Annotated in this window: 21 protein-coding genes; 7 read left to right on the top strand and 14 right to left on the bottom strand. The window is 64.2% G+C overall.

The window, feature by feature from the left end; all coding sequences use genetic code 11:
- Window positions 1-107: 107 nt before the first annotated feature.
- The 10 genes from IB269_RS05195 to IB269_RS05150 all read right to left on the bottom strand — a co-directional run bounded on the left by IB269_RS05195 (window position 108) and on the right by IB269_RS05150 (window position 9,919).
- A complete protein-coding gene (locus IB269_RS05195; RefSeq protein ID WP_192366555.1) occupies window positions 108-509 on the bottom strand; it encodes a hypothetical protein in 402 nt (133 codons plus the stop codon).
- A 2-nt stretch (window positions 510-511) separates the two neighbouring features.
- Window positions 512-1,222 carry a hypothetical protein gene (locus tag IB269_RS05190; protein WP_192366554.1) on the bottom strand — a complete coding sequence of 237 codons (711 nt, stop codon included), beginning with the start codon at window positions 1,220-1,222 and terminating at the stop codon, window positions 512-514.
- A 9-nt stretch (window positions 1,223-1,231) separates the two neighbouring features.
- Window positions 1,232-1,576, bottom strand: a complete 345-nt coding sequence (locus IB269_RS05185; RefSeq protein ID WP_192366553.1) for a PAAR-like domain-containing protein — start codon at window positions 1,574-1,576, stop codon at window positions 1,232-1,234.
- Between the two features lie 10 nt (window positions 1,577-1,586).
- A complete protein-coding gene (locus IB269_RS05180; RefSeq protein ID WP_192366552.1) occupies window positions 1,587-2,600 on the bottom strand; it encodes a DUF2169 domain-containing protein in 1,014 nt (337 codons plus the stop codon).
- Window positions 2,601-2,683: 83 nt separating this feature from the next.
- Window positions 2,684-5,008 carry a type VI secretion system Vgr family protein gene (locus tag IB269_RS05175; protein WP_192366551.1) on the bottom strand — a complete coding sequence of 775 codons (2,325 nt, stop codon included), beginning with the start codon at window positions 5,006-5,008 and terminating at the stop codon, window positions 2,684-2,686.
- A 235-nt stretch (window positions 5,009-5,243) separates the two neighbouring features.
- Window positions 5,244-5,957 carry an ABC transporter ATP-binding protein gene (locus IB269_RS05170; RefSeq protein ID WP_192366550.1) on the bottom strand — a complete coding sequence of 238 codons (714 nt, stop codon included), beginning with the start codon at window positions 5,955-5,957 and terminating at the stop codon, window positions 5,244-5,246.
- A complete protein-coding gene (locus tag IB269_RS05165) occupies window positions 5,957-6,751 on the bottom strand; it encodes an ABC transporter ATP-binding protein (protein WP_013801789.1) in 795 nt (264 codons plus the stop codon). The genes IB269_RS05170 and IB269_RS05165 overlap by 1 nt, the downstream gene beginning before the upstream one ends.
- Window positions 6,748-7,710, bottom strand: a complete 963-nt coding sequence (locus tag IB269_RS05160; RefSeq protein WP_225613961.1) for a branched-chain amino acid ABC transporter permease — start codon at window positions 7,708-7,710, stop codon at window positions 6,748-6,750. Before IB269_RS05160 ends, IB269_RS05165 begins: the two co-directional genes overlap by 4 nt.
- 2 nt (window positions 7,711-7,712) lie before the next feature.
- The gene (locus IB269_RS05155; protein ID WP_013801787.1) at window positions 7,713-8,633 is read right to left on the bottom strand and encodes a branched-chain amino acid ABC transporter permease; all 921 of its coding nucleotides are present in this window, start codon (window positions 8,631-8,633) and stop codon (window positions 7,713-7,715) included.
- A gap of 110 nt (window positions 8,634-8,743) precedes the next feature.
- Window positions 8,744-9,919, bottom strand: a complete 1,176-nt coding sequence (locus IB269_RS05150) for an ABC transporter substrate-binding protein (protein ID WP_013801786.1) — start codon at window positions 9,917-9,919, stop codon at window positions 8,744-8,746.
- A 197-nt stretch (window positions 9,920-10,116) separates the two neighbouring features.
- Between IB269_RS05150 and IB269_RS05145 the strand changes: the two genes are divergently transcribed.
- Both IB269_RS05145 and IB269_RS05140 read left to right on the top strand, forming a co-directional pair.
- Window positions 10,117-11,022 carry an alpha/beta hydrolase gene (locus tag IB269_RS05145; protein WP_097201976.1) on the top strand — a complete coding sequence of 302 codons (906 nt, stop codon included), beginning with the start codon at window positions 10,117-10,119 and terminating at the stop codon, window positions 11,020-11,022.
- Window positions 11,019-11,507 carry a MarR family winged helix-turn-helix transcriptional regulator gene (locus tag IB269_RS05140; RefSeq protein WP_063325691.1) on the top strand — a complete coding sequence of 163 codons (489 nt, stop codon included), beginning with the start codon at window positions 11,019-11,021 and terminating at the stop codon, window positions 11,505-11,507. The genes IB269_RS05145 and IB269_RS05140 overlap by 4 nt, the downstream gene beginning before the upstream one ends.
- A gap of 22 nt (window positions 11,508-11,529) precedes the next feature.
- Here IB269_RS05140 and IB269_RS05135 read toward each other — a convergent pair whose 3' ends face one another.
- Complete coding sequence (locus IB269_RS05135; protein WP_192366549.1) at window positions 11,530-13,167, bottom strand: sensor domain-containing diguanylate cyclase; 1,638 nt, start codon at window positions 13,165-13,167, stop codon at window positions 11,530-11,532.
- 475 nt (window positions 13,168-13,642) lie between these two features.
- Between IB269_RS05135 and IB269_RS05130 the strand changes: the two genes are divergently transcribed.
- Entirely contained in the window at window positions 13,643-13,858 is a 216-nt protein-coding gene (locus tag IB269_RS05130; RefSeq protein WP_034395578.1) for a hypothetical protein, read from the top strand.
- 77 nt (window positions 13,859-13,935) lie between these two features.
- On the opposite strand, the gene dbpA is transcribed toward IB269_RS05130, so the two are convergent.
- Entirely contained in the window at window positions 13,936-15,336 is a 1,401-nt protein-coding gene (gene dbpA, locus IB269_RS05125) for an ATP-dependent RNA helicase DbpA (protein ID WP_192366548.1), read from the bottom strand.
- A 351-nt stretch (window positions 15,337-15,687) separates the two neighbouring features.
- On the opposite strand from dbpA, the gene IB269_RS05120 reads away from it, so the two are divergent.
- Together IB269_RS05120 and IB269_RS05115 are read left to right on the top strand one after the other, a co-directional pair.
- Window positions 15,688-17,592: a DUF1800 domain-containing protein gene (locus tag IB269_RS05120; RefSeq protein ID WP_192366547.1), complete on the top strand. Its 1,905-nt coding sequence runs from the start codon at window positions 15,688-15,690 to the stop codon at window positions 17,590-17,592.
- A 67-nt stretch (window positions 17,593-17,659) separates the two neighbouring features.
- Window positions 17,660-19,108 carry a DUF1501 domain-containing protein gene (locus tag IB269_RS05115; RefSeq protein ID WP_063325694.1) on the top strand — a complete coding sequence of 483 codons (1,449 nt, stop codon included), beginning with the start codon at window positions 17,660-17,662 and terminating at the stop codon, window positions 19,106-19,108.
- A gap of 45 nt (window positions 19,109-19,153) precedes the next feature.
- Here the strand turns inward: IB269_RS05115 and IB269_RS05110 are convergent, their stop codons facing one another.
- Both IB269_RS05110 and IB269_RS05105 read right to left on the bottom strand, forming a co-directional pair.
- A complete protein-coding gene (locus IB269_RS05110; RefSeq protein ID WP_225613960.1) occupies window positions 19,154-20,098 on the bottom strand; it encodes an oxidoreductase in 945 nt (314 codons plus the stop codon).
- A 12-nt stretch (window positions 20,099-20,110) separates the two neighbouring features.
- Window positions 20,111-21,220, bottom strand: coding sequence for an SDR family oxidoreductase (locus IB269_RS05105; protein ID WP_192366913.1), 1,110 nt, complete (start codon window positions 21,218-21,220; stop codon window positions 20,111-20,113).
- 76 nt (window positions 21,221-21,296) lie between these two features.
- On the opposite strand from IB269_RS05105, the gene IB269_RS05100 reads away from it, so the two are divergent.
- Window positions 21,297-21,686 (top strand): MerR family transcriptional regulator, encoded by a 390-nt coding sequence (locus tag IB269_RS05100; RefSeq protein ID WP_192366546.1) that lies wholly within the window; start codon window positions 21,297-21,299, stop codon window positions 21,684-21,686.
- A gap of 96 nt (window positions 21,687-21,782) precedes the next feature.
- Entirely contained in the window at window positions 21,783-22,196 is a 414-nt protein-coding gene (locus IB269_RS05095) for a VOC family protein (protein WP_192366545.1), read from the top strand.
- Window positions 22,197-22,363: the final 167 nt, after the last annotated feature.

The following is a 22,363-nucleotide window of genomic DNA, read 5'->3' as shown; positions in this document are numbered from 1 at the left end:
TGATCGCATCCAATACTTCTACACATCCTCAGACGATTTTATGTCCTATATATTTTTAACTGGTCACATTTATTTTAGTTTATTAAAAATAATAGAAATTTAAAAAATCAAGCAACCAACTCTTTCTTAAATAAAGAAATTACTTTTGATGCAAATTCATCATGCACATCGTTGCAAAACAGAACGATAAATCTCAAATCCTTTTCATTGGGAAATGCACTATGTGCAAAAAATTCAACAGCATCCTCTATGCTTTCATCCATAGAAATGGTCGGGATATCAAGATTACTCGCATCTAGAATCACGTCATCAATAATCTCTTCAGCTTCGTCAGCGCATCCGCCCCAAGTTGCAAAAAATTCGCAATTGACGCTTAGGATGGCATTTATAGAATTTCTAAATTTAGGTTGCAATCTATTTCCCGTCACCACAAAGCAACCAGTTTTCACACCTTTCGCTTTCAGATTGACCGCCTCAAACTCTTTTATTGATTCAATTGTGAAATTCATTTTCAGTTACTCTGATTGATAATTTTCTGTATATTTGATTCAAACGCTTTAATTTCTCTCTCAAGATGCATTATTCTTCTTTGATGCTGGGCCGCTATGACTTCAGCGGGCTGATTTTCCATACCAGGCCTAATTGTTGGGCTTTCTTTAAAATCTTTGATCTTTTTTTCATGCTCTTGTATGCGTTTTCTGTAAGACCTTATCGATTTCTCCTGAGAAGGCGAAAGACCTTTTCTTTGTACACTAACCCCATTTCTTCCTAGGTGGGTCTTTATTATTAAGGCAGGAGCCTCCAATCTAGAATTATTTGCATATATCCGCCCACCGCCTCTGACTCCAGGCACGCCAGCAACGCCCGCCAAATCCAACCCCACCTGCCCCATGCTCTCCACAACAGGCTCGGGCGCACCAGCCATCCTGGCCAGCGCAGCAGGTGCACCAAACACAGGCCCTAAAAACAGGATGCCCAAATTGTTGGCCGCTGCGCGTCGCCGCTCATCCTCCGCAGGGTCCCACGCCCTCATCTCGGGCTGCCTGGGTTTGGCCCAGTCAGGCTCATGCCCAGGCGCCCAGCAGGTGTACAGCCTGGCTTGGGTCACATTGGGCAAAAGGCTGACCGCCAGGGACTCTCTGGCCCAGGGCATGGGCTTGCCCGAGTTAGGGTTGAGTCCATAGGGATTCAGTACATCACTTTTACCGGTTTCATCAGCCATGCCAAGCCCTCACCGCTTGCAGTTCATGAACACCCGGTCCAGATGCCGCGAGACGGGACGCCCTTCTGCAAACACAGTGGGGCTGCCTTCCTTCACCCAGACATGTCCCGCGCCTTCGGAAACACTGGAGCTCACACCGCTGCCAGCATCACCCTCAACGCCTTGAACGATGCTGTCCAGCATCAATACCGGCTCCCCCCTGGCAAAGACTGTCTTGGCGTAGAGGGCAAGTTCGTGGTCGAGCGTGCGGCTGATGTCAAAGGGGATGACGTCATCTCCTACCTCGCACCAGTCGGGCTCGCTGTTGATGGCAACCCATTGGGACTCGCGATTGGCTATATGTTTGTCAGCCATGGATGCCCTTTCATTTGCGCGGGGCCGTTTTGGCCGTGACGGTGTCCTGAACGGCCAGGTCAATCCGCACCTGCTGCGTCTGCATGGCCTGGTTCATGGTCAGGCGCCATGTCATGTAAAGGCGCCTCGCATCCAAATCCAGCTCGACGGTGTCCAGATTCATGGGCTGCGGCGCGAAGGTGCCTTGCGAACCTTGTCCGCTGGCGGCGATGCGCCAACCGGGCAGATCGCAGTGCAGCGGCTTGTCTGCGGTCAGGCCCAGCACCTGGATGGATTCATGGCCTGTCCAATAGGGCTCGAAGATCCAGTCGGGATGCGCAGCCTGCAGGAAGCGGGGGTTGAAGTCGGCGGGGTAGTCCGCAGTCTGGTTGCGCCGCAGGTCCTCTTTCCACTGCGCGTCGTAGGTTCCCGCATGACGTTTGCGGCTGCCCCAGGTACGGGCGATAGGTCCCAATGCGGGTATGGCAATGGATTTGTCTACAGCGGACAGGGGATTGGCAGCGAGCTCTATCCGGGCGGCGGGATAGTGCACCTCCTTGTCCATGCGGTGCACTGGAAGGTGGCCTCGGCCTACGGGGTTGAGGTCATGCCTGATCCAGCCATCTCCCTGCTGGTAGCTGCCACCGTAGGCCAACTCATAGCGCAGCTCCACGTGTTCGCAAGGCTTGGGAGCACTAAGATGCCAGCCCTTGAGCAGGCTCCACTGCCAATGCCGCTCGCCATGCAGAAACATGGTTTGCTTGCGGGTTGCGCCATGGCTCTTGATGGTGACTTCTGCTGCCCAGCTACTGGCCCCAGCTGATGCGGGTCGTGCCGCTCCGCTGATCAGGAAGTCGGTGGCGATCTTGTGCAGCAGCACGTCGCCCGTTTTTTGCAAGGATGCGTATGCATCGCGGCTGAACTCACGGGGCTGGTCCGCCATGTGGATGGGCGATACCTCACCTTGGGGAGCCGGCGCCAGGCACAGGCCTCGCTTGTCTTGCACGAGTTGGCAGGCTGCCTTGACGATGAGCACGTCATACATGCGCTTGCCCGGGCCCATTTTTTCGAAGGCGAACCATTCGAAGGGCGTGTAGTTGTCCACCTGCTGCAGTTGCATGACGGCACTCAGTTCAGGTCAATCCGCTCGGAGCTGACCTGCACGTGCTCGCTTCCGTCGAGCGTGATCAGCTTGCCGTTGAGGTTGACCGTGCCATCGCTTTTCATTTCCAGCACGCTCTTACCGACCTTGAGCGTGATGCTGTCGGGCTGCATTGCGATGCTGGACTCGCTGCCCTGCGCCGCGCCGCCGGAATCAGAGGAGCCCACGATGTTCATCGCCATGCCTGGCGTTGCACCGCCACCGCCGCTCCCACCACCACCAACGGTGAGCGTGTACTTGCCGCCGACCTTGGTGTCCTTGCTCTGGCCGATGGTGGCGCTCTGGCTCATGCCCACTGTGGTCACCATCATCATGCCCACATTGAGGTTGTAGGCCATGCCGATGTTGGTCATGCGAGCCACGCCGATGTTTTCCATCTTGCCTATGCCCACGTTGTACATATTCATCAGGCCGATGGTTTCGGTCTTTATTTTTCCGACACTGATCTTCCATTGGCTGCCAATGGAGTCGGTCTCAGTCACCCCAACGGTCTTGCTGCGGTTCTTGCCGATGGAGATGTTCTCGTCGATGCCGACATCCTCGTTGCGGTTGTCGCCGATGCTGATCTTCTCGTTGTGGTCCACCCGCTCCGTGCGGTTGTTGTGCACGGTGATGGTCTCGTCGCGGTCCACGGTCTCCGTGCGGTCCCGGTGGATGACGTTGGTCTCGTCCCGGTCCACGGTCTTGCGCCGGTCGTTGCCCACCCATTTGTCTTCGTCGTTCTCGACCTCGGTGAGCTGGTCCTTCTGGGCATGCAGCCACAGCTGTTCGGCGCCCGCCTTGTCCTCGAAGCGGATGGCGTTGGCGTCGCCCGGGCCGTTCTTCATGCCCGCGCCTGCGGCCCCGCCCTTGCTCGATCTGGTCTTGATGCCCGATTGCGTGGCGTTGGCCGGCAGCGCCCAGGGCGGCATGTTGGCCGCGTTGTAGACGCAGCCCGTGACCAGCGGGTAGTCCGGGTCGCCGTTGAGGAAGTCCACCACCACCTCATGGCCTATGCGCGGAATGGAGATGGCCCCGAACCCCGGGCCTGCCCAGTTCGTGGCCACGCGGATCCAGCAGCTGGAGTTCTCGTTCATGGCGCCCAGCCGGTCCCAGTGAAACTGCACCTTGATGCGGCCGTATTCGTCGGTCCAGATTTCTTCTCCGGCCGGGCCCACGACGACGGCGGTCTGCGGGCCCGTGGTGCGCGGCTTGGGCGTGGTGCGTGCGGGCGTGTAGGCAAGACTCGTGGGCTGGGCCTGCAACTCGTAGCGCTGGAAGGAGCCGTCTTCCGCGGCGCTGCCCTTGGCGCCCGGGGCCACGGCACTGACGCGGGGATTCTCCTTCAAGTGGTAGCTCAGGCCCGTGATCAGGTACTGCTGGTTCTGGTCGCCGCGCGGGTAGTTGTAGAGGCTGAAGGTGTAGCCCGTGGCCAGCGCCCGGTGGCAGGACTGGCCCCGCACCCGGCTTTGGCCCGTGAGGCTTTCCTTCAGGCGCACGCGGATGTAGTCCTCGCCGTCGCTCAGCTGGGTGTAGCCGCCCGGCCATTCGTAGATTTCGTGGCCGTCGTGCGCATGGCCCGGTGGGTCGCGCCGCAGGTGGGTGAGGTCGGCCCGGGGTTTCTTGAAGTCGTAGTCGTCGCTGTAATGGCGGCCCGATTTGATTTCCTGCTCCAGCTGCCAGGCGTGGATGTTTTCCTGATCGCCTGCGGCCGCTTTTTCAGGGGGATAAAAGGGAATGGAGGCTCCCCCGGGCAATACGCTGTGCGAGGCAATGATGTCGTCGCACAGCACCAGGGTGTGCTGGCCCGAGGCATGCTCGAAGAAGTAGTAAATGCCTTCGTGCTCCATCAATCGCGAGACAAAGTCGCAATCGCTTTCGTTGTATTGAACGCAGTAGTCCCAACTGCGGTAGGCGCGCGTGAGTTTCTTTTGCAGGGGATGGCCATAGACGCCCAATACCTCCTCGATGATGTCGGGCACGGTCTGGTTCTGGAAGATGCGAAAGTCGCTCTTGCGCGTGGCCAGCCACAGCCAGGGGCTCAGGCGGGCCTTGTAGGCGTAGTGGCGGTGGTCCTGGCCCTGCATGCCGAAGCGGGTGACGATGCCGTCAATGAAGCGCCTGCCGCCGCCCTGGGTTTCTATTTCTATGGTGGCATTTTTGCCCAATAGGGCCTTGGGATCTATGCTTTCGCTTTCGCTGAGCATTTCCACATCAAGGCTGAAGAGCTGGCTGATGTTTTCCTGGCCGCGCAATTCACGGAAATGCAATTCATCGCCCAATGGCGTATGGATGGTGACTCGGCGTGTCATAGTGCGCGCCGCCCTGGGGGCGGCCTCCCTGCTCTTGGTGAGCGGGGATCATAGACAAGCCGATGGCCAAAGGGCAATCAAATGCAGTGCCGGATACATCCTGTAAATGTAAGCAATTGCCTATCTTGGATACAGGCATGTATTTGAATGGCATGCCACCCATTGATCTTCAATGCCATTCAACCCTCCATCGCGCCTTGAATTTCGCCTTGAACCGCGAATGCATTGCGCGTGCTCACACTCCCAAATACCGTTCCCACAGCGCTCTGTCCCCATCCAGCGCGGCCGAGTCTCCGCTCCACACGACTTTGCCGCGCTCCACGATGAGGTGGCGGTCGGCCAGGCCCAGCAGGCGCTCCACGTATTTGTCGATGACCAGGATGGTCTGGCCGGCGGCGCGCAGCTGGGCCAGGCAGGACCAGATCTCTTCGCGGATGCGGGGGGCCAGGCCCTCGGTGGCCTCGTCCAGGATGAGCAGGCGCGGGTTGGTGACCAGGGCGCGGCCTATGGCCAGCATCTGCTGCTCGCCGCCTGACAGCTGGTTGCCCATGTTGGAGGCGCGCTCGCCCAGGCGGGGAAACAGCGCGAACACGCGCTCGGGCGTCCAGGGCTCGGCTGCGCCGGGGCTGCCCGAATTGCGATGGGCCACAAAGGCCGTCAGGTGCTCGCGCACCGTGAGATTGGGAAAGCACTGGCGGCCTTCGGGCACGATGGCCACGCCGGCGCGGGCGATGCGGTCGGTGGCCCAGCCGGCAATGTCCTGCCCGGCAAACACCATGCGGCCGGCGCGCAGGGGCAGTTGGCCCAGCAGCGTGCGAAGCAGCGTGGTCTTGCCCATGCCGTTGCGGCCCAGCAGGGTGACGACCTGGCCGGCCTCGATGCGGAGGTCCACGCCGAACAGCACCTGGCTGGGTCCGTAGCCGCTTTGCACGGCCTGCATTTCGAGCATCACGCGCCCTCCTTCACTTCTTCGTCGCCCAGGTAGGCCTGGCGCACGTCGGCGTTGCCACGTATCTCGTCGGGCGTGCCGGTGGCGATGATGCGGCCGTAGACCAGCACGGAGATGCGGTCGGCCAGGCGGAACACGGCCTGCATGTCGTGCTCCACCAGCAGCATGGCGGCACGGCCGCGCAGCGATTCGATCAGTTCGGTCAGGCGCAGTGTTTCATCAGGCCCCATGCCGGCCATGGGCTCGTCCAGCAGCAGCACGCCAGGGCGCGCGGCCAGGGCCAGCGCGAATTCCAGCTTGCGCTGCTCGCCATGCGGCAGCGTGCCTGCGGGGCGCTGCAGCAGGCTGGCGTCAATGGCGCATTCGCGCGCCAGCTCGCGGGCCTGCTCGTAGAGCGCGGTCTCGGCCGCGCGCGGGCGCCAGAAGCTGAAGCTGCTGCCCGCATGCGCCTGCACGGCCAGCACCAGGTTGTCCAGCACGCTGGACTGCTTGAAGATGTTGGTGATCTGGAAAGACCGCGACAGCCCCGCCGCCACGCGCTGGTGGGCGTTGAGCGCGCTCACATCGCGCCCCGCCAGCACCAGCGTGCCCGCATCGGCCGCCAGCGTGCCGGACAGCAGATGGATGAGCGTGGACTTGCCCGCGCCATTGGGGCCGATCAGCGCATGAATCTCGCCAGGCGCCAGCGACAACGAGACATGGTCGGTGGCCAGCAGCGCGCCAAAGCGGCGCACCAGGCCCTTGGCTTCCAGGGCCGGAGTGGGAATGGAGATAGGTGTGGCCGCGCCGCTCATGCCTGCCTCCCGCGTGCGGGCCACAGGCCCATCAGGCCGCGCGGCGCACCGAACACCACGCACAGCAGCAGCAGGCCCAGCGGCAGATGCCAGTACTCGGTCCACATGCGCAGCACTTCCTCCAGCGTCAGCATGACGACGGCGCCGGCCACGCCGCCCCAGCGCAGGCCCACGCCCCCCACCAGCACCATGATCAGCAGGTTGGCCGACTGGGTCCAGTGCATGAGGCTGGGGGAGATGAACAGGTTGTGGTTGGCCAGCAGCGCGCCCGCCAGCCCGGCCACGGCGCCGCTGAGCACAAAGGCTGCCAGCTTGATGCGATAGACCGGGTAGCCCAGCGACTCCATGCGCGACTCGTTCTCGCGCACGCCCTGCAGCGCCTTTCCGAAGCGCGAATCCACCAGCCGCCCGAACACCGCCATCAGCACCGCGAACAGCGCCAGCACCACGTAATAGAAGGAGACATCGTGGCCCAGGTCCAGCCCGGGCAGCACGGAATGGCCGGGCAGGTTGAGCCCGTCCTCGCCGCCGTACTGGCGCAGCGAGATGAAGATGTAGAACAGCATCTGCGCAAAGGCCAGCGTGATCATGATGAAGTACACGCCGCGCGTGCGCAGCGACACGGCGCCCGTGGCGGCGGCCAGCAGCCCGGCCAGCAGCGCGGCGGCAGGCCAGGCGACCAGGGCCGAGGTGACGCCATTCATCGCCAGAATGCCCACCGCATAGGCCCCCGCACCGAAGAAGGCCGCATGCCCCAGCGCCACCATGCCGCCATAGCCCAGGATGAGGTTCAGGCTGGTGGCGGCCAGCGCGTAGATCAGCACGCGGCGCACGAAGGAGATGTAGAAGTCCAGCCCCAGCGCCGGAGCCACCAGCGGGAACACCGCCAGCGCCAGCAGCGCGAGTACGGTCCAGAAGAACCGGGCCTGGAACCTGCCTTGCAATGTGCTGTTTTCCATGCTCAGCCTCGCGCGGGGAAAAGGCCGGAAGGCCGGTACACCAGCACCACCGCCATCAGCACGTAGATGGAAATCGCCGCCAGCGTGGGCCCCACGCTGGATGCCACGGCCGGGGAGAACACCTGGCGCAGCAGCATGGGCAAAAAGGCCCGCCCCGCCGTGTCCACCATGCCCACCAGCAAGGCGCCAACCAGGGCGCCGCGTATGGAGCCTATGCCGCCGATGACGATGCACACCAGCACCAGGATGAGGATCTCTTCCCCCATGCCGACCTGAACCGAAGTGATGGGCCCCAGCAGCGCGCCCGCCACCGCCGCCAGCATGGCGCCCAGCGTGAACACGCCCAGGAACAGCAGCGGCACGCGCACGCCCATCAGCGTGGCCATCTGGCGGTTGGAGGCGCCTGCCCGCACCAGCACGCCGGCGCGCGTGCGCGTCACGAACCAGTACAGGCCCAGCGCGGCGGCCAGGCCGAAGACGATGATCATCAGCCGGTAGGCCGGGTACATGAGATCGGGCAGCAACTGCACCGGGCCGGACAGCGCGGCCGGCATGTTGAGCATCACCGGCGCCGGGCCCCAGACCATCTTGACCAGGTCATTGGCAATGAGGATGACGGCATAGCTGCCCAGCACCTGGGCCAGATGGTCGCGCACGGCAAGGCGCCGTATCAGCACCAGCTCCAGCACCACACCCGCCACGCCCGTGGCCACGGCCGCCACCAGCACGGCCGCGGTGAACGAGCCCGTGCGCTGCATGGTCTCGGCCGCCACATAGGCGCCCGCCATGTACAGCGAGCCATGGGCCAGGTTCATGATGTCCATGATGCCGAACACCAGGGTCAGCCCGGCCGCGATCAGAAACAGCATCAGCCCGAACTGCAGGCCATTCAACAATTGCTCCAAGAGCAGCGTCCACGTCATCCACACGCCCCCTGCCGCAGGCGCAGTGGCCCGCGCGCGGTCAACAAATCATCCGGCTTTGAAAATCAAGATCAAGGCACGCCGCGCCCGACGGGGGCGCGGCGGCGGGGTCACATCTTGCAGTCGTTGACGTAGACGTCCTGGTACTTGTCGAACACCTTGCCCACCAGCTTGTTGGTGATGCGGCCGCTGCCGTCCTTCTCGATCACGCGCTGGTAGTAGGCCTGGATGGGATAGTGGTTCTTGCCGTACGTGAAGGGGCCGCGCACCGAGGCGTAGTCGGCCTTCTCCAGCGCCTTGACAATGGCCTGGCGGTCCGAGGCCTTGCCGCCGGCCTGCTTGACCGCCGCATCCATGGCCATGATCACGTCATAGGCCTGGGCCGCGTAGACCGAGGGGTTGCGGCCCTTGTACTCCTTGCGGAAGGCCTCGACGAAGGCCTTGTTCTGCGGCACGTCCAGGTCATGCGCCCACTGCGCGGTGTTGACCATGCCCAGCATTGGCTCGCCCACGGCCTGGATCACGTCCTCGTCGGCCGAGAAGCCCGGGCCGATCAGCTTGACGCTTTGCGACAGCCCCGTGGACACGAACTGCTTGACGAAGTTGATGCCCATGCCGCCCGGCAGGAAGATGTAGACCGCATCGGGCTTGGCCGCGCGGATCTGGGCCAGCTCGGCCGCGTAGTCGATCTGGCCCAGCTTGGTGTAGACCTCCTCGCCGGGCGCGGTCTTGTAGCCGCGCTTGAAGCCGACCAGCGCATCCTTGCCCGCCGGATAGTCGGGCGCCATGATGAACATCTTCTTGAAGCCACGGTCGGCCGCCAGCTTGCCGGCTGCCTCGTGGAAGGCATCGTTCTGGTAGGACGTGCCGAACCAGAACGCATTGCACTGCGCGCCCGCGAACTGGCTGGGGCCGGGGTTGTTGGACAGGTAGGGCACCTTGGCGCCGAACAGCGCCGGGCCCACGGCCAGGGCCACGTTGGAGCCGATGGGGCCGGTGAAGAAATCCACCTTGTCGCGCTGTATGTAGCGCGTGACCAGCTGGCGCGCCTGGTCGGGGTTGCCGCCCATGTCGGTCTGCAGGAACTCGGCCGGCTGGCCGCCCAGCTTGCTGCCCAGCTGCTTGATGGCGAGGTTGAAGCCATCACGCGCCTCGGCGCCCAGCGCGGCAAACGGCCCGGAAATATCGTTGGCGATACCGACCTTGATGGTGTCCGCCTGCGCGAGCGCGGGAACAAAGGCAGGGGCCAGGGCCGCTGCGGCCAGGAAGGGGGTGAGGAAACGCATGCTGCTGTGCTCCTTGCGCGGGCCGCGCGGATGGCAATCGGTGGTGAGGCAGTCTTCCGTCACGCTGGACGGGAAACTCTGTAAGGGCTGGAACGGTTGGCGCAGGTCTTAGTTTAGGTTTAAAGTATTTTGCAGAACAAGTCTGGGACTTGTACCAATACCTGCCATACAAACCATTTCGCGCCATCTCCGTTCCAATGCCCGCACTCTACCGTCACTACGACCGCGCCGGACTCGATGTCCAGTACAACGCCCGCGCGACGGTACCTGACATCACCCCCATCATCAAGGCCTATGCCGACGACAGCCGGGCCGCGCGCCAAAGCCTGCCCTGCGCGCTGAACGTGGCCTATGGCGATCATGCCGACGAGCTGCTGGACATTTTCCCGGCAGCAACCGGGGCGGCAGGCGCCCCTGTTCTCTTCTTCATCCACGGCGGCTACTGGCGGCTGCTGTCCAAGGACGACTCCAGCAGCATGGCGCCCACCTTCACGCGCGCCGGCGCCGTGGTGGTGGCCCTGAACTACTCGCTGGCGCCCGCCGTCACGCTGGACCGCATCGTGGACCAGACACGCCGCGCCCTGGCCTGGGTGCATGCCCACATCGCCCGCTACGGCGGCGACCCGGGCCGCATCCATGTCTGCGGCAGCTCGGCCGGTGGCCACCTGGCGGGCATGCTGCTGGCCGGTGGCTGGCATGCGGACTACGGCGTGCCCGAAGACGTGGTGCGCGGCGCCGCACCGCTGTCGGGCCTGTTCGACCTGCGCCCGCTGGTGCACACCCACATCAACGAATGGATGCGCCTGAGCGAGCAGGACGCCATTCGCAACAGCCCCGCCCTCCTGCCGCACGGCGCGGCCTGCCCGCTCATCGTCAGCTACGGCGAGAGCGAGACCGATGAATTCAAGCGCCAGAGCGACGACTACCTGGCCGCCTGGAACCAGCGCCGTGGCCCCGGTCCATCGTCAGGCCAGTACGTGGCCATGCCCGGCACCAACCATTTCGACATCGTGCTCACCCTGAACGACCCGGCCAGCCCGCTGACGCGCGCCATCCTCGCGCAGATGGGCTTGAGCGCCCCCACACCGCAGAACCAGCCATGACCCACGCCCCCGACCTGGAGTCGCGCGCCGCGCCCGACGACCACCATGCGCTGCGCCTGTGGCTGCGCATGCTCACCTGCTGCAACCTCATCGAAGGCGAGATCCGCAACCGACTGCGCAGCGAATTCGACACCACCCTGCCCCGCTTCGACCTCATGGCCCAGCTGCAGCGCGCGCCCGAGGGCATGAAGATGGGCGAGCTGTCGCGCCACATGATGGTGACCAACGGCAACATCACCGGCATCACCGACCAGCTGGAGAAAGAAGGCCTGGTGGTGCGCACCAAGGTGGAGTCCGACCGGCGCAGCTCCGTGCTGCACCTCACCCCGCTGGGCCGCAAGACCTTTGCGCGCATGGCCAAGGCGCATGAGTCCTGGGTCATGGGCATGTTCGGCGACATGCCGCAGGCCAGCCGCAACGCCCTGTACCAGGCGCTGGGCGACCTCAAGCAGCAGGTGGTGGCCCACCGCTCGCCCACGGACTGAGCGCGCGCAGACCCAAGCCCATTCAGCCCTGCACGCAGTTGCGCCCTGCTGCCTTGGCGCGGTACAACGCACGGTCGGCCGCTTCCACCAGCGCCACGGCGGCACCTTGGGTGGAGCCGGGGGTAGTGCCTTGTGTCGCGCTTTGTGTCGCGCTTTGTGTCGCGCCTTGGGTGACGCCAGCCTCATCACCCTGCGTCGTGGCCACGCCAATGCTGGCCGTCACATGGCCAAAGCGGCTGATGCGGTGCTCCAGGGCCAGGCCCTCGATGCGCGCGCGCAGCCGCTCGGCCACCTGCTGCGCGCCGGCCTTGTCGGTATTGGGCAGCACCACGGCCAGCTCTTCCCCGCCATAGCGCGCCGCCATGTCGCCGGGCCGCTGCACCGCCTGGGCCAGCGCGCTGCACACGGCCTGCAGGCAGGCATCGCCCGCCACATGGCCGTAGGCATCGTTGTAGCCCTTGAAGTAGTCCAGGTCGATCAGCAGCAGCGACAGCGGCGTGCCCTCGCGCGCAGCGCGACGGGCCTCGCGCTCCAGCACCTCGTCAAAGCGGCGGCGGTTGGCCAGGCCCGTCAACTGGTCCTGGGCGGCCAGCACCTCCAGCCGGCGATTGGCGTCCAGCAATTCCTCGCGCGCGCTGACCAGGGAGCACTCGGCGCGCGAACGCAGCCGCATCGCGGCCGTCAGGCGCCAGCCGATCAACGCAATCGCCAGAAACAGCCCCAGCACCACAGCCAGCGTCAGCAGCGCCTGGCGCCGCCAGGAACTCAACGCCTCATCGCGGCCCAGGGCCACCGTGGTCACCAGCGGATAGCGCTCGCTGCGCAGAAAGGCGTAGATTCTTTCCGTGCCGTCCAGGGCCGAGCGGAACGACGCCGTGCCCGACATCGCCCCCACGTAGTGGCGCAGGAAATTGGGCGACTGCGAGAAGTCCCGCCCCAGGTCCTGCTCGCGGAACGGGTGGCGCACCAGCAACTGCCCGCCCGGCGTGCTCAGCGCAATGGCCCCCTTCTCGCCGATATCGATCTTGCCGAACAGCCGCAGGAAATTCTCCACACCCAGCGCCACCACCACCGCGCCTGCAAACTGGCCCTCGGCGTCCGTATAGCGCCGGCTGATGGTGATCACCCATTCGCCCGTGGAGCGGCTGCGGATCGGCGGCCCGATGTAGATGCCTGACGATGCGTCGTCACGGTGGTGCGTGAAGTAGTCCCGGCCGGAGCTTTCCGATCCTTCGGGGAACGCCCCCTTGGACGACATCAGCCAATGGCCCTGCGCATCCACGATCAGCAGCTCGTTGAGCTGGTTCAGCAGATGCTCCTGCCGATTGACCAGATACAGCACCCGCTCCAGGAGCACGGGGCTGGTGCCATCCACCTCCAGCCGCTCGGCAATGCCCAGCAGCAGCATGGAGCTTTGGGTGATCACGCCCTCGGCATAGGTGTTCAGTGTCTGGGCCAGGTTGCGGTTGCTGGTATCGACCTCAGCCAGCGTGCGCTGGCGCGCCGCCACCAATTGCCAGACCGTGGCCGCAGAAACCGACACGAACACCACCGCCAGCAACCAGGCCACCAGGCGGGCATCACGCTTCACGGGCCGGCCTCTGCCCCCGCACCAGGCCTTTGTCCACCAATCCCTCTCCATCACATGCACCTGCGCCATCTCGGCAGTCCTGCTGCCGTCCGATCTTGGGTTTTCTGCGTCCGGCTCAGCACCTGGGCAGCATCTTTGCGCGGGCGTTTCCGACCTTGACCCAAGTCAAGCCGGAAAAACCCGCGAACCCGGTATTGTCCCCGGCTTCGGAAAAATCGGCCGGACGGGCTCGGATTGGGGGGGCTGCCGGCCGGGTAGGCAACGTATTTGCGATAACATTTCGCCGTCCCTCAGCGGACGCGGGCTTGGCGGCCCGGACACAGGCGCAGCAGCCGCCCCCTCTTGATGGTGTGCGGCTTTCAGTTTTCCCAGTGCTGCGCTGGACATGGCTTCATTTCAATGCAGCCATGCGAAACATCCATACACAGGAGCCGCCATTGACCGACACCACCCTCCTTCGCACAGCGCATGCTGGCGCGCCAGTTCTCATTCCTGTCTCAAGACACCAGCAGGCCGTGCTGACTCATCGCTGAAAGGGACAGGCATGTACTACCCGATTGCCGAGGAAGAGCTGCAAGTGGTTCAGGACTGCATGCAGCAGATATCGCTGCTTGTGGACCTGGGCTGCGGGATTTCTGCCGTGCAAACCACGGTCGGGACTGAAGCGTTGTTGAGCTTCCTGATTGCACAGCGGGAGGCGCTGCAGGGGGCTGTTGAGGCGGTGCAGGCCCGGGAGGTCATGAGGGGGCCTGCGGGTTAGGCAGGGCCGCTTGAAGGGGCGGAGCGCGTTCAGCCAAGTGCAGACACTCGCACGCCGACTGATGCGCCTGAAACCCCTCAATCCTTGAGCAAGCGCGCCTTCACCGTTCGCCCCTTGATCTTCCCGCTATTGAGCCGGGCAACCACGTCATGCGCAATCTTGCGGTCCACGGCCACATAGGTTGCGAACTCGTTGATGTCGATCTTGCCCACTTGCTCGCGGGTGTAGCCCAGGTCTGCGGTGAGCGCACCCAGCACGTCGCCCGGGCGGATCTTGTCCTTGCGGCTGGCATTGATGTGGATGGTGGCCTTGGATGGCAGGAGCCGGCCGCCGGGAGCCGGCGTCAGCTCGTCCAGCGGGTACCAGACGGATGGGCTGCCCTGCATCTGCTCGATGTTTCCGACCGAGCCCATTTCGTCCATCGTCGCAAGACTCAGAGCCAAACCTTTCTGGCCGGCGCGGCCTGTGCGGCCGATGCGGTGCACGTGCACTTCAGGGTCGGGCGTGATGTCCACGTTGATGACGGCGCCCAGATTGGTCACATCCAGCCCGCGAGCCGCCACATCGGTGGCGACCAGCACGGAGCAACTGCCGTTCACGAAGCGCACCAGCACCTGGTCACGATCACGCTGCTCCAGATCGCCGTGCAGCTCCAGCGCGCTGTAGCCCTGGGCCTGCAGCAGCTCGGCGAGGGCCCGGCAGCGCGCCTTGGTATTGCAGAAGGCCAGCGTGCTCTCGGGCCGGAAGTGCTCCAGCAGGCGAGCCACCGAGGGCAAGCGCTCTTCCTTGTCCACCTCATACCAGCGCTGCTCGATCTGCTCGCCGCTGTGCTGTGCGGCAACTTTGACCGTGACCGGGTCACGCATGAAGCGCGCGGCCAGCTTGGCGATGCCTTCAGGGTAGGTGGCGGAGAACAGCAAAGTCTGGCGCTGCGGGGGGCACTGCTTGGCGACTTTGGCGATGTCATCGACGAAACCCATGTCGAGCATGCGATCCGCTTCGTCGAGCACCAAGGTGTTCAGCGAATCAAGGTTCAGATTGCCCCGATCCAGGTGATCGATCACACGGCCGGGCGTGCCGATGATCACGTGCGCGCCGTTCTCCAGGCTCGCGTTCTGGCCGCGCAGCGGAACGCCGCCGGACAGGGTCACCACCTTGACGTTGTCTTCCGCACGCGCCAGACGGCGAATCTCGGTCGTCACCTGATCGGCCAGCTCGCGGGTGGGGCAGAGCACCAGGCCTTGCACCGAGAAATTGCGCGTATCCAGCTTCGCCAGCAGCGCCAGGGCAAAGGCCGCGGTCTTGCCGCTGCCGGTCTTCGCCTGAGCGATCACATCCTTGCCTTCAAGCGCAGGGGGCAGGCTGGCGAGCTGAATCGCCGTCATTTCAAGGTAGCCGAGCCGCTCAAGATTGGCGAGCGTTGCCGGCGAAAGCGCAAGTTTGTCGAAGGAATTGGGGGAAGCCGAGGGAGGAGTCATGGGGGCATTTTAAAGTTGGCGATTTCAAGACCGAAGCGCACACGTTGGTCACTGAAAAAGAACAGGAGGCATGCTGGGCAATTGCCAGCATGCGCGAGAGGACGGCCAGCGGGGTGTTGAAGCCATGGATGGCAAAAGACGCGTCAACCGGCGACGGCCCCGGGCGAGACCCATGCGTCTTGGCCCAACGCCGTGTTTCTGCATGCCGCCCCTGCAACGCATAACATCTTGACACGCTTTAGGGCTGAAAAGTGTCCGCTCACATCCGAAAACCTTGGAACACTCTGCGCCACGCGCCGAGGAGCGGGGCAGTCCGTCACCCCGCCCCGGCCACTGCCTGAAAGCCCCGCAATGCACCCCACACCACAGGCTGCAGCCTCCATGTTGCAGCCGCCCGACCGCGCACCCGCGGACTCCTACCCGGCCTGCGCAGAGCCAAACCACCTCGGCCACGAAGCCAGGAGTTCCTTGATGCCCCCCGCCATGGCCGCCTCCCTGGCGGCCGCGCTGCTGGTGGCCTGCGGGGGCGGTGGGGGCGATACGGCACCCGGTACCGGAAATGGAGGCAACGGCGGCACGGGCACCGGCCCTGGCGGCGGAACCGGTACCGGTACGGGCACCACGGCCACCCCCGCCAGCGACGAGGAAGCCGCGCGTTTCCTGCTGCAGGCGCAGTTCTCGGCCACCGACGAGGAGATCGCAGCGCTGCGCGCCAAGGGCTACGGTCCCTGGCTGGCCGAGCAGTTCGCGCTGCCCGTGGACACCACGGGCACGGCCTGGCTGATGCAGCGCGGCTACGGCGTGGCAGAGGCCGGCACACGCTACGACAACGTCTCGTATCCCTCCGACTTCATGCTCTGGAGCCAGCTTTTCACGGAGCGCGACGCGGTGCGCAAGCGTGTGGCATTGGCGCTGTCGGAGATCATGGTGGTCTCCACCACCGGGCTGGAGCAGCCGTGGAGCATCTTCCTGGCCTCCGGCTACTGGGATCTGCTGAACCAGCACGCCTTCGGCAACTTCCGCACGCTGCTGGAGGCCGTCACGCTCAGCCCGGCCATGGGCATCTACCTGAGCACGCGCGGCAACCAGAAGGAAGACGCCCGCAGCGGCCGCCAGCCCGACGAGAACTACGCCCGCGAGGTGATGCAGCTGTTCACCATCGGCCTCTACCGCCTCAACCCCGACGGCACCGAGCAGCGCGACGGCAGCGGCAACCGCATCGACACCTATTCGGCGGCCGATGTGAGCAATCTGGCGCGCGTCTTCACCGGCTACGACTACGACACCAGCAAGAACCAGCCCACCAACCTGAGCGGCAGCACGGTGACGGGGCTGCAGCAGGCGCTGCTGCCCATGGCCTTCAACGCCGCGCGCCATTCCACGCTGGCCGCCACTTTCCTGGGCACCACCGTGGCTGCGGGCACGTCAGGGCCAGCGGCGCTGAAGGCGGCGCTGGACACGCTGTTCAACCACCCCAACGTCGGGCCCTTCATCGGGCGCCAGCTGATCCAGCGCCTGGTCACCAGCAACCCCAGCCCCGCCTATGTGGGGCGCGTGGCCGCCGCCTTCGCCGACAACGGCAGCGGCACGCGGGGCGACCTGCGCGCCGTGATCGCCACCGTGCTGCTGGACCCGGAGGCGCGCGGCGCTGCAGGGCTTGCCAGCCCCCAGTACGGCCGCCTGCGCGAGCCCATGGTGCGCTTCGTGCAGTGGGGTCGCACCTTCGGGCTGCGGTCGGCACGCGGCACCTGGAAGATCGACAACCTGAGCGACCCGGCCACCCGCCTGGGCCAGAGCCCGCTGCGCTCGGGCTCGGTGTTCAACTTCTTCCGCCCGGGCTATGTGCCGCCCTCCACCCCCCTGGCCACGACGGGCCAGGTGGCGCCGGAGTTCCAGATCGTCACCGAGACCAGCGTGAGCGGCTACCTGAACTTCATGCAGAACGTGATCCGCTTCGGCTACTACGTGAACGCGCCTGACCTGCCCCAGGGCGGCAGCAGCGCAGCCAACGGCTTCGACATCACCTGCAGCTACGCCAACCTGCTGCCCCTGGTGGCCGACGCCGCCGCGCTGGTGCGCAAGGTGGCGCTGCTGCTGTCGGCAGGGCAGGTATCGGCCGCCACACAGGCGCGCATCGTGGCAGCGCTCAATGCCACGCCGGTGACGGCCACCAGCAACGCCGCCACCCAGCTCAACCGCGTGGCAGCCGCCGTGCTGCTGGTGATGGCCAGCCCCGAATATCTGGTGCAGAAGTGACCGAGCAAGTGACCGAACAGGTGACCGAACAGGTGACCGAACGTCTGCAAAGCAAAGCGATATCGCCATGAATTTCATCGACCCCGCCCGCCACACGCGCCGCGCATTCCTGCGCCGCAGCACGCAACTGGCCGCCGCCGGTACCGCCCTGCCCTTCGCCCTGAATCTTGCCGCGCTGGGCGAGGCCGCCGCCTTCGAGGCGAACGACTACAAGGCGCTGGTCTGCGTCTTCCTCTACGGCGGCTGCGACTACGCCAACACCGTCGTGCCCTACGACAGCACCCGCTACGGGCAGTACTCCGCCATCCGCGGCGGCAACAGCGATGGCACGGCCGGTGGCATTGCCCTGGCCCGCGCAGCGCTGGGCAATACGCTGCTGCAACCCCGCACGGCGCTGGCCGGTGGCATGCAGTACGCGCTGCACCCGTCCATGACGGGCCTGGCCGGCCTCTTCAACGCGGGCCGCGCGGCGGTGCAGCTGAACGTCGGCCCGCTGCTGGTGCCGCTTACGCGGGCCCAATATGCCACCGGCGACCGGCGCAGCTACCCGCTGCCGCCCAAGCTTTTCTCGCACAACGACCAGCAGTCGGTCTGGCAGTCGCAGGGCGCCGAAGGCTCCACCGTGGGCTGGGGCGGCAACCTGGGCGACCTGGCGCTGTCGTCCAACGCCACGTCGCTCTTCACCTGCATCTCGGCCACGGGCAACGCCGTGTTTCTCTCGGGCGACCAGGCGCTGCAGTACCAGATCAGCCCGGGCGGCGCCGTGCCCATCAACGCCGTCAAGGGCGCCAATGTCTATGGATCGACCGCCGTGCGCGGCCTGCTGAGCGAGCTGGTGCAGACGGCCGGCAGCCACGCGATGGAGGCCGAGTACGCCCGCGTCACGCAGCGCTCCATCAGCGCCGAGGGGCAGATCTCTTCGGCCCTCTCCAGCGGCAGCCTGTCCACCGCCTTCCCTGCCAGCAACCCGCTGGCCGACCAGCTCAAGGTGGTGGCCCGGCTCATCGCCGGACGCAACGCGCTGGGCACGCGCCGGCAGGTGTTCTTCGTCTCGCTGGGCGGGTTCGACCTGCACGACAACCTGATCGCCAACCAGCCGCAGCTGCTCGACAAGGTGAGCAGCGCCATGACGGCCTTCTACAACGCCACGGCCGAGCTCGGCGTGGCCGACAAGGTCACGGCCTTCACCGCGTCGGACTTCGGCCGCACGCTGACTTCCAACGGCGACGGCTCTGACCATGGCTGGGGCAGCCACCACTTCGTGGTGGGCGGCGCGGTGCGTGGCGCGTCCTTCTATGGCGCGCCACCGCCCATCAGCGTGGGCAACGGCAGCGGCAGCGAAGACCAGTGGCATGTCGGCCAGGGGCGCCTGTTGCCCAGCACCGCCGTGGACCAGTACGCCGCCACCCTGGCGCGCTGGTTCGGCGTGGCCAATACCGAGCTGGCGGGGGTGCTGCCGCACATCGGCAACTTCGGCGGCTCGGCGTATCCCATCGATCTGGGGTTCATGGGCTGAAGCCTTGCTTTTGCGATCGCGGGCTTTGTGGTCAAGGCAGGAATGTCAGCCGGGGCCGTCGCTCGCTGCGGCGAGAAGCGGCACCAGGACATCACCAATCGGTGTCGGAACTCCGCGCGCCCGGCCTCGGCGCGCGATGACACCGTTGCGGATATCCCATTCGAGCGGCCGGCCTGCTTCGCGATCCGCCAGTATGGACGTGCCCAGGTCGGCCGGAAATGCCTGGAACTTGTCGAGGATCGCCTGCGGGACCTCATCGCCCAGTTCAGCACCTTCGGCGCGTGCCACGGCCAGGCACTCCCTCAAATAGTCCAGAGTGAGCTTCGAAATGTCGTGCCGGCCGAACATGCCTGAGCGGCGATGCGTGAGTGCCATGAGCCCGGCCGCTGCGTTCTGCAGCAGCTTTTGCCACGCCAGGGATTTGAAATTCGAAACCAGGTCTACCGAGCATCGGGTGCCTTGCAGTGCCTGCGCAACCACGAGGGCAGCGGCCTCGTCAGGCAGGCTGATCCGGGCGTCGCTGCGCAGGAGCACCGACCCGTCGGGCTGCGCCTGTGCAGGGAACCACACGACTGCGGGAACGATTCGCCCCTGCGGGCACAGCGGGGTGACACTCTCCACCTGCTCAACCCCGTTTTGCAGGACACACACGACGGTTTGCGGACCGCTCAACGCCGCCAGCCAATGCGCAACCGCAGCAGTTTGAGTCGCCTTGACCGCGAGAAAAACAAGGTCAGCCGGACCTTCGACCTGGGCCGGATCCGTTCTGACCGGGCCGGGAACCACGATGCGAAGACCGCTGCCGTGCAGCGTCAGGCTGTCGCGCGGCGTACGACCGCACAGCAACGGCGTGCGACCGACTTCATGCAGCGCAGCAGCAACCGTTGTCCCGATTGCCCCGGGCCCCAGCACCGCGATGCGTGGATGGGTTGGTTGATTCACTGAAACGAGCTCCTTGATATTGGTGCGCAGCGGCAACCCGGGCACCATTGAAAGCGGTGATTATGATGTTCTGTGCAGTGGAGGGGCAAGTCGACGGGCCTTGCCTTTTGGAATGCAATATGAGTTGACATATATTGCAGTATTCCTCAACGACTGGCGCATATCCGGCTTTGTGATTCCGTGCCTTTGGGCAAATTGCTCCACTTCCTTCGTGTCAAAACGGGTTGTCTGGATAAAATCCAGGGCCTCGGCGCTGGTATCCAAAAATCTCGCAATGGGACGAATACCCAAAAGCCATTTCAGCAATCGCAGCGGAATATGATGCCCGGGCGCCTTCAGCCCAAGAGGTTGTGCCACCTGCGTGAGGAGCTCCTGCAAGCCGGGGCTCTGGGCATCGAGGGCCAGCAGTTCCTGGCCCACCATGGAAGGATCAAAGGCGCAAGCCGCCACCAACTCGACCAGATAATCCACAGTGACCAGTGGCAACCAGTGCGCGGCAGTACCGGGTACTGCAGCCAGCCTTCCCTGCACCAGATTGTGTATCAGATCCACCAGCGGCTGGCCGTCCGCCATATGCCCCGTGCGGCTATGACCGCAGACTGTGGCGGGGTGTACAACGGTCATCTCTCCACCCTTGGCATTCATGAAGCTGAGGGTCGCGAAATGCGCCTCCAGTTTGCTCGCCTCGTAAGCACCGACTTGGCGATAGATGGCAGGCCAATCCGTCAGCTCCGGATGGCCGGGATCAATCCCTATGCGTTGCAGATGTTCATTGTTTTTCAGCATGTAGCCACCGATCATCACCAACCGGCTCTCTTGCTCGGCCGCCAACTGCGCCACGCGCCTTGCCCCTTCCACATTCACTGCACGTGCATGCTCCATCGAAAGGCCCCAGGCGAAGTGGGCTCCCAGATGGACTACGACCTTGGCCTGCCGAAGGACCTCTCTATCCGCAAGGCTCAGACCGAGGTTTTCTTGCGCCAGATCGCCGGCTACGGCAAAGACGCGGGCTGCAACGCCCCCCAAACCATCGACCTGCTGGCGCAGTTCAGCGAGGCGCTCCGGGCGACGCATCAGCACCCGAATGGTGTGACCTTTCGCGCTAAGGTATGACAGCAAATGCTGGCCGATGAAGCCCGTCCCTCCCGTAACAAAGCACTCCACGCTCATTTTTCTGCTCCTTGGCACGATGAAAAAACCAAGTGTAGACTGTCGACTCAACTCTACAGTCAAGCGATTTTTTTCCATGAATATCGGGGAACTTGAGGTCCGCAGCGGTGCCACGCGCTATACCTTGCGCTATTACGAAAAGATCGGTCTTATTTCACCCTTGCGGCGAACCAACAATTATCGCGTTTACACACCGCAAACCCTGCAAGACCTGGACTTTATCCAGCGGGCACAAAGCATGGGATTTTCTCTTGGGGAAATAGGCGAAATTCTGAATGCTCAGAGAAACAAGTCAATAGATTGCTCCGGGGGTGCAAGACTGATTGAAAGGAAGATGGCGGAAATCAAAAAGAAAATCACTGACCTCAAGAGCATTTATCGGTATTTGGATGCGGAGCGCGCAAACCTTGAAGCCAGTGCGGCCAGGCAACTTGAGCTTCAGCGACTCAATGGCTCTTCCAGTTAACGGGGCAGCATCCGGAGTGCAAGTGCTGCATGATGGATGTTCTGACCGAGCAGTCCTGCACCCACCAGGACTGCAGCCCACCCCACGGAGCCAAGCATGACCAAGTCCCTCTTCATCAGTCTCCCCGTGACCGACCTCGGCGCCTCCACCGCCTTCTACAAGGCGCTGGGCTTCAGCCAGAACCCGCAGTTCAGCAGTGAGGATGGTTCCGCCATGATCTGGAGCGAGGCGATCCAGGTCATGCTGGTCACGCATGCCAAGTGGCGCACCTTCACCCAGCGCCCGTTGCCGCCGGCCGGCTCCTGCGGGTTGATGCTGTCACTGGCCCGTGAGAGCCGCGCCGCCGTGGATGCGATGAACGAGGCCGCCGCGGCCCATGGCGGGCAGGCCGACGTGAATCCGATGGAGGACCACGGCTTCATGTACACGCGCGATCTGGCCGATCCTGATGGACACATGTGGGCGGCACTGTGGATGGACCCGGCGGCCAGGCCTGCATCCGCTGGTTGAGCGAGGCTGAACGCGGCTGAACGCAACTTCAGGCTTGCCGCGCAGATAGCCCGGAATTCGGCGGTGCATTCTGCGGTGCGGCGGCGATACGCGGATACTGTCCCGTCCCCCACTGCGGAGCAAAGCATGCGATTGCCGAAGTCTGGACTCATACCCTGGTTGCTCAT

This window comes from Delftia sp. DLF01, assembly GCF_014852125.1.
Taxonomy (GTDB): Bacteria; Pseudomonadota; Gammaproteobacteria; order Burkholderiales; family Burkholderiaceae_C; genus Comamonas; species Comamonas acidovorans.
This window is presented reverse-complemented; position numbering and strand designations above follow the sequence as displayed.

What these genes read in the sequence shown, in the direction of transcription:
- IB269_RS05165 (WP_013801789.1), bottom strand. Translation starts at nt 6,751, where the DNA reads ATGAGCGGCGCGGCCACACCTATCTCCATTCCCACTCCGGCCCTGGAA.
- IB269_RS05105 (WP_192366913.1), bottom strand. Translation starts at nt 21,220, where the DNA reads ATGAGCGTGGAGTGCTTTGTTACGGGAGGGACGGGCTTCATCGGCCAG.
- IB269_RS05120 (WP_192366547.1), top strand. Translation starts at nt 15,688, where the DNA reads ATGCACCCCACACCACAGGCTGCAGCCTCCATGTTGCAGCCGCCCGAC.
- dbpA (WP_192366548.1), bottom strand. Translation starts at nt 15,336, where the DNA reads ATGACTCCTCCCTCGGCTTCCCCCAATTCCTTCGACAAACTTGCGCTT.
- IB269_RS05185 (WP_192366553.1), bottom strand. Translation starts at nt 1,576, where the DNA reads ATGGCTGACAAACATATAGCCAATCGCGAGTCCCAATGGGTTGCCATC.
- IB269_RS05115 (WP_063325694.1), top strand. Translation starts at nt 17,660, where the DNA reads ATGAATTTCATCGACCCCGCCCGCCACACGCGCCGCGCATTCCTGCGC.
- IB269_RS05095 (WP_192366545.1), top strand. Translation starts at nt 21,783, where the DNA reads ATGACCAAGTCCCTCTTCATCAGTCTCCCCGTGACCGACCTCGGCGCC.
- IB269_RS05135 (WP_192366549.1), bottom strand. Translation starts at nt 13,167, where the DNA reads ATGGCGCAGGTGCATGTGATGGAGAGGGATTGGTGGACAAAGGCCTGG.
- IB269_RS05170 (WP_192366550.1), bottom strand. Translation starts at nt 5,957, where the DNA reads ATGCTCGAAATGCAGGCCGTGCAAAGCGGCTACGGACCCAGCCAGGTG.
- IB269_RS05140 (WP_063325691.1), top strand. Translation starts at nt 11,019, where the DNA reads ATGACCCACGCCCCCGACCTGGAGTCGCGCGCCGCGCCCGACGACCAC.
- IB269_RS05150 (WP_013801786.1), bottom strand. Translation starts at nt 9,919, where the DNA reads ATGCGTTTCCTCACCCCCTTCCTGGCCGCAGCGGCCCTGGCCCCTGCC.
- IB269_RS05175 (WP_192366551.1), bottom strand. Translation starts at nt 5,008, where the DNA reads ATGACACGCCGAGTCACCATCCATACGCCATTGGGCGATGAATTGCAT.
- IB269_RS05110 (WP_225613960.1), bottom strand. Translation starts at nt 20,098, where the DNA reads ATGGTGCCCGGGTTGCCGCTGCGCACCAATATCAAGGAGCTCGTTTCA.
- IB269_RS05180 (WP_192366552.1), bottom strand. Translation starts at nt 2,600, where the DNA reads ATGTATGACGTGCTCATCGTCAAGGCAGCCTGCCAACTCGTGCAAGAC.
- IB269_RS05145 (WP_097201976.1), top strand. Translation starts at nt 10,117, where the DNA reads ATGCCCGCACTCTACCGTCACTACGACCGCGCCGGACTCGATGTCCAG.
- IB269_RS05195 (WP_192366555.1), bottom strand. Translation starts at nt 509, where the DNA reads ATGAATTTCACAATTGAATCAATAAAAGAGTTTGAGGCGGTCAATCTG.
- IB269_RS05190 (WP_192366554.1), bottom strand. Translation starts at nt 1,222, where the DNA reads ATGGCTGATGAAACCGGTAAAAGTGATGTACTGAATCCCTATGGACTC.
- IB269_RS05100 (WP_192366546.1), top strand. Translation starts at nt 21,297, where the DNA reads ATGAATATCGGGGAACTTGAGGTCCGCAGCGGTGCCACGCGCTATACC.
- IB269_RS05130 (WP_034395578.1), top strand. Translation starts at nt 13,643, where the DNA reads ATGTACTACCCGATTGCCGAGGAAGAGCTGCAAGTGGTTCAGGACTGC.
- IB269_RS05155 (WP_013801787.1), bottom strand. Translation starts at nt 8,633, where the DNA reads ATGACGTGGACGCTGCTCTTGGAGCAATTGTTGAATGGCCTGCAGTTC.
- IB269_RS05160 (WP_225613961.1), bottom strand. Translation starts at nt 7,710, where the DNA reads ATGGAAAACAGCACATTGCAAGGCAGGTTCCAGGCCCGGTTCTTCTGG.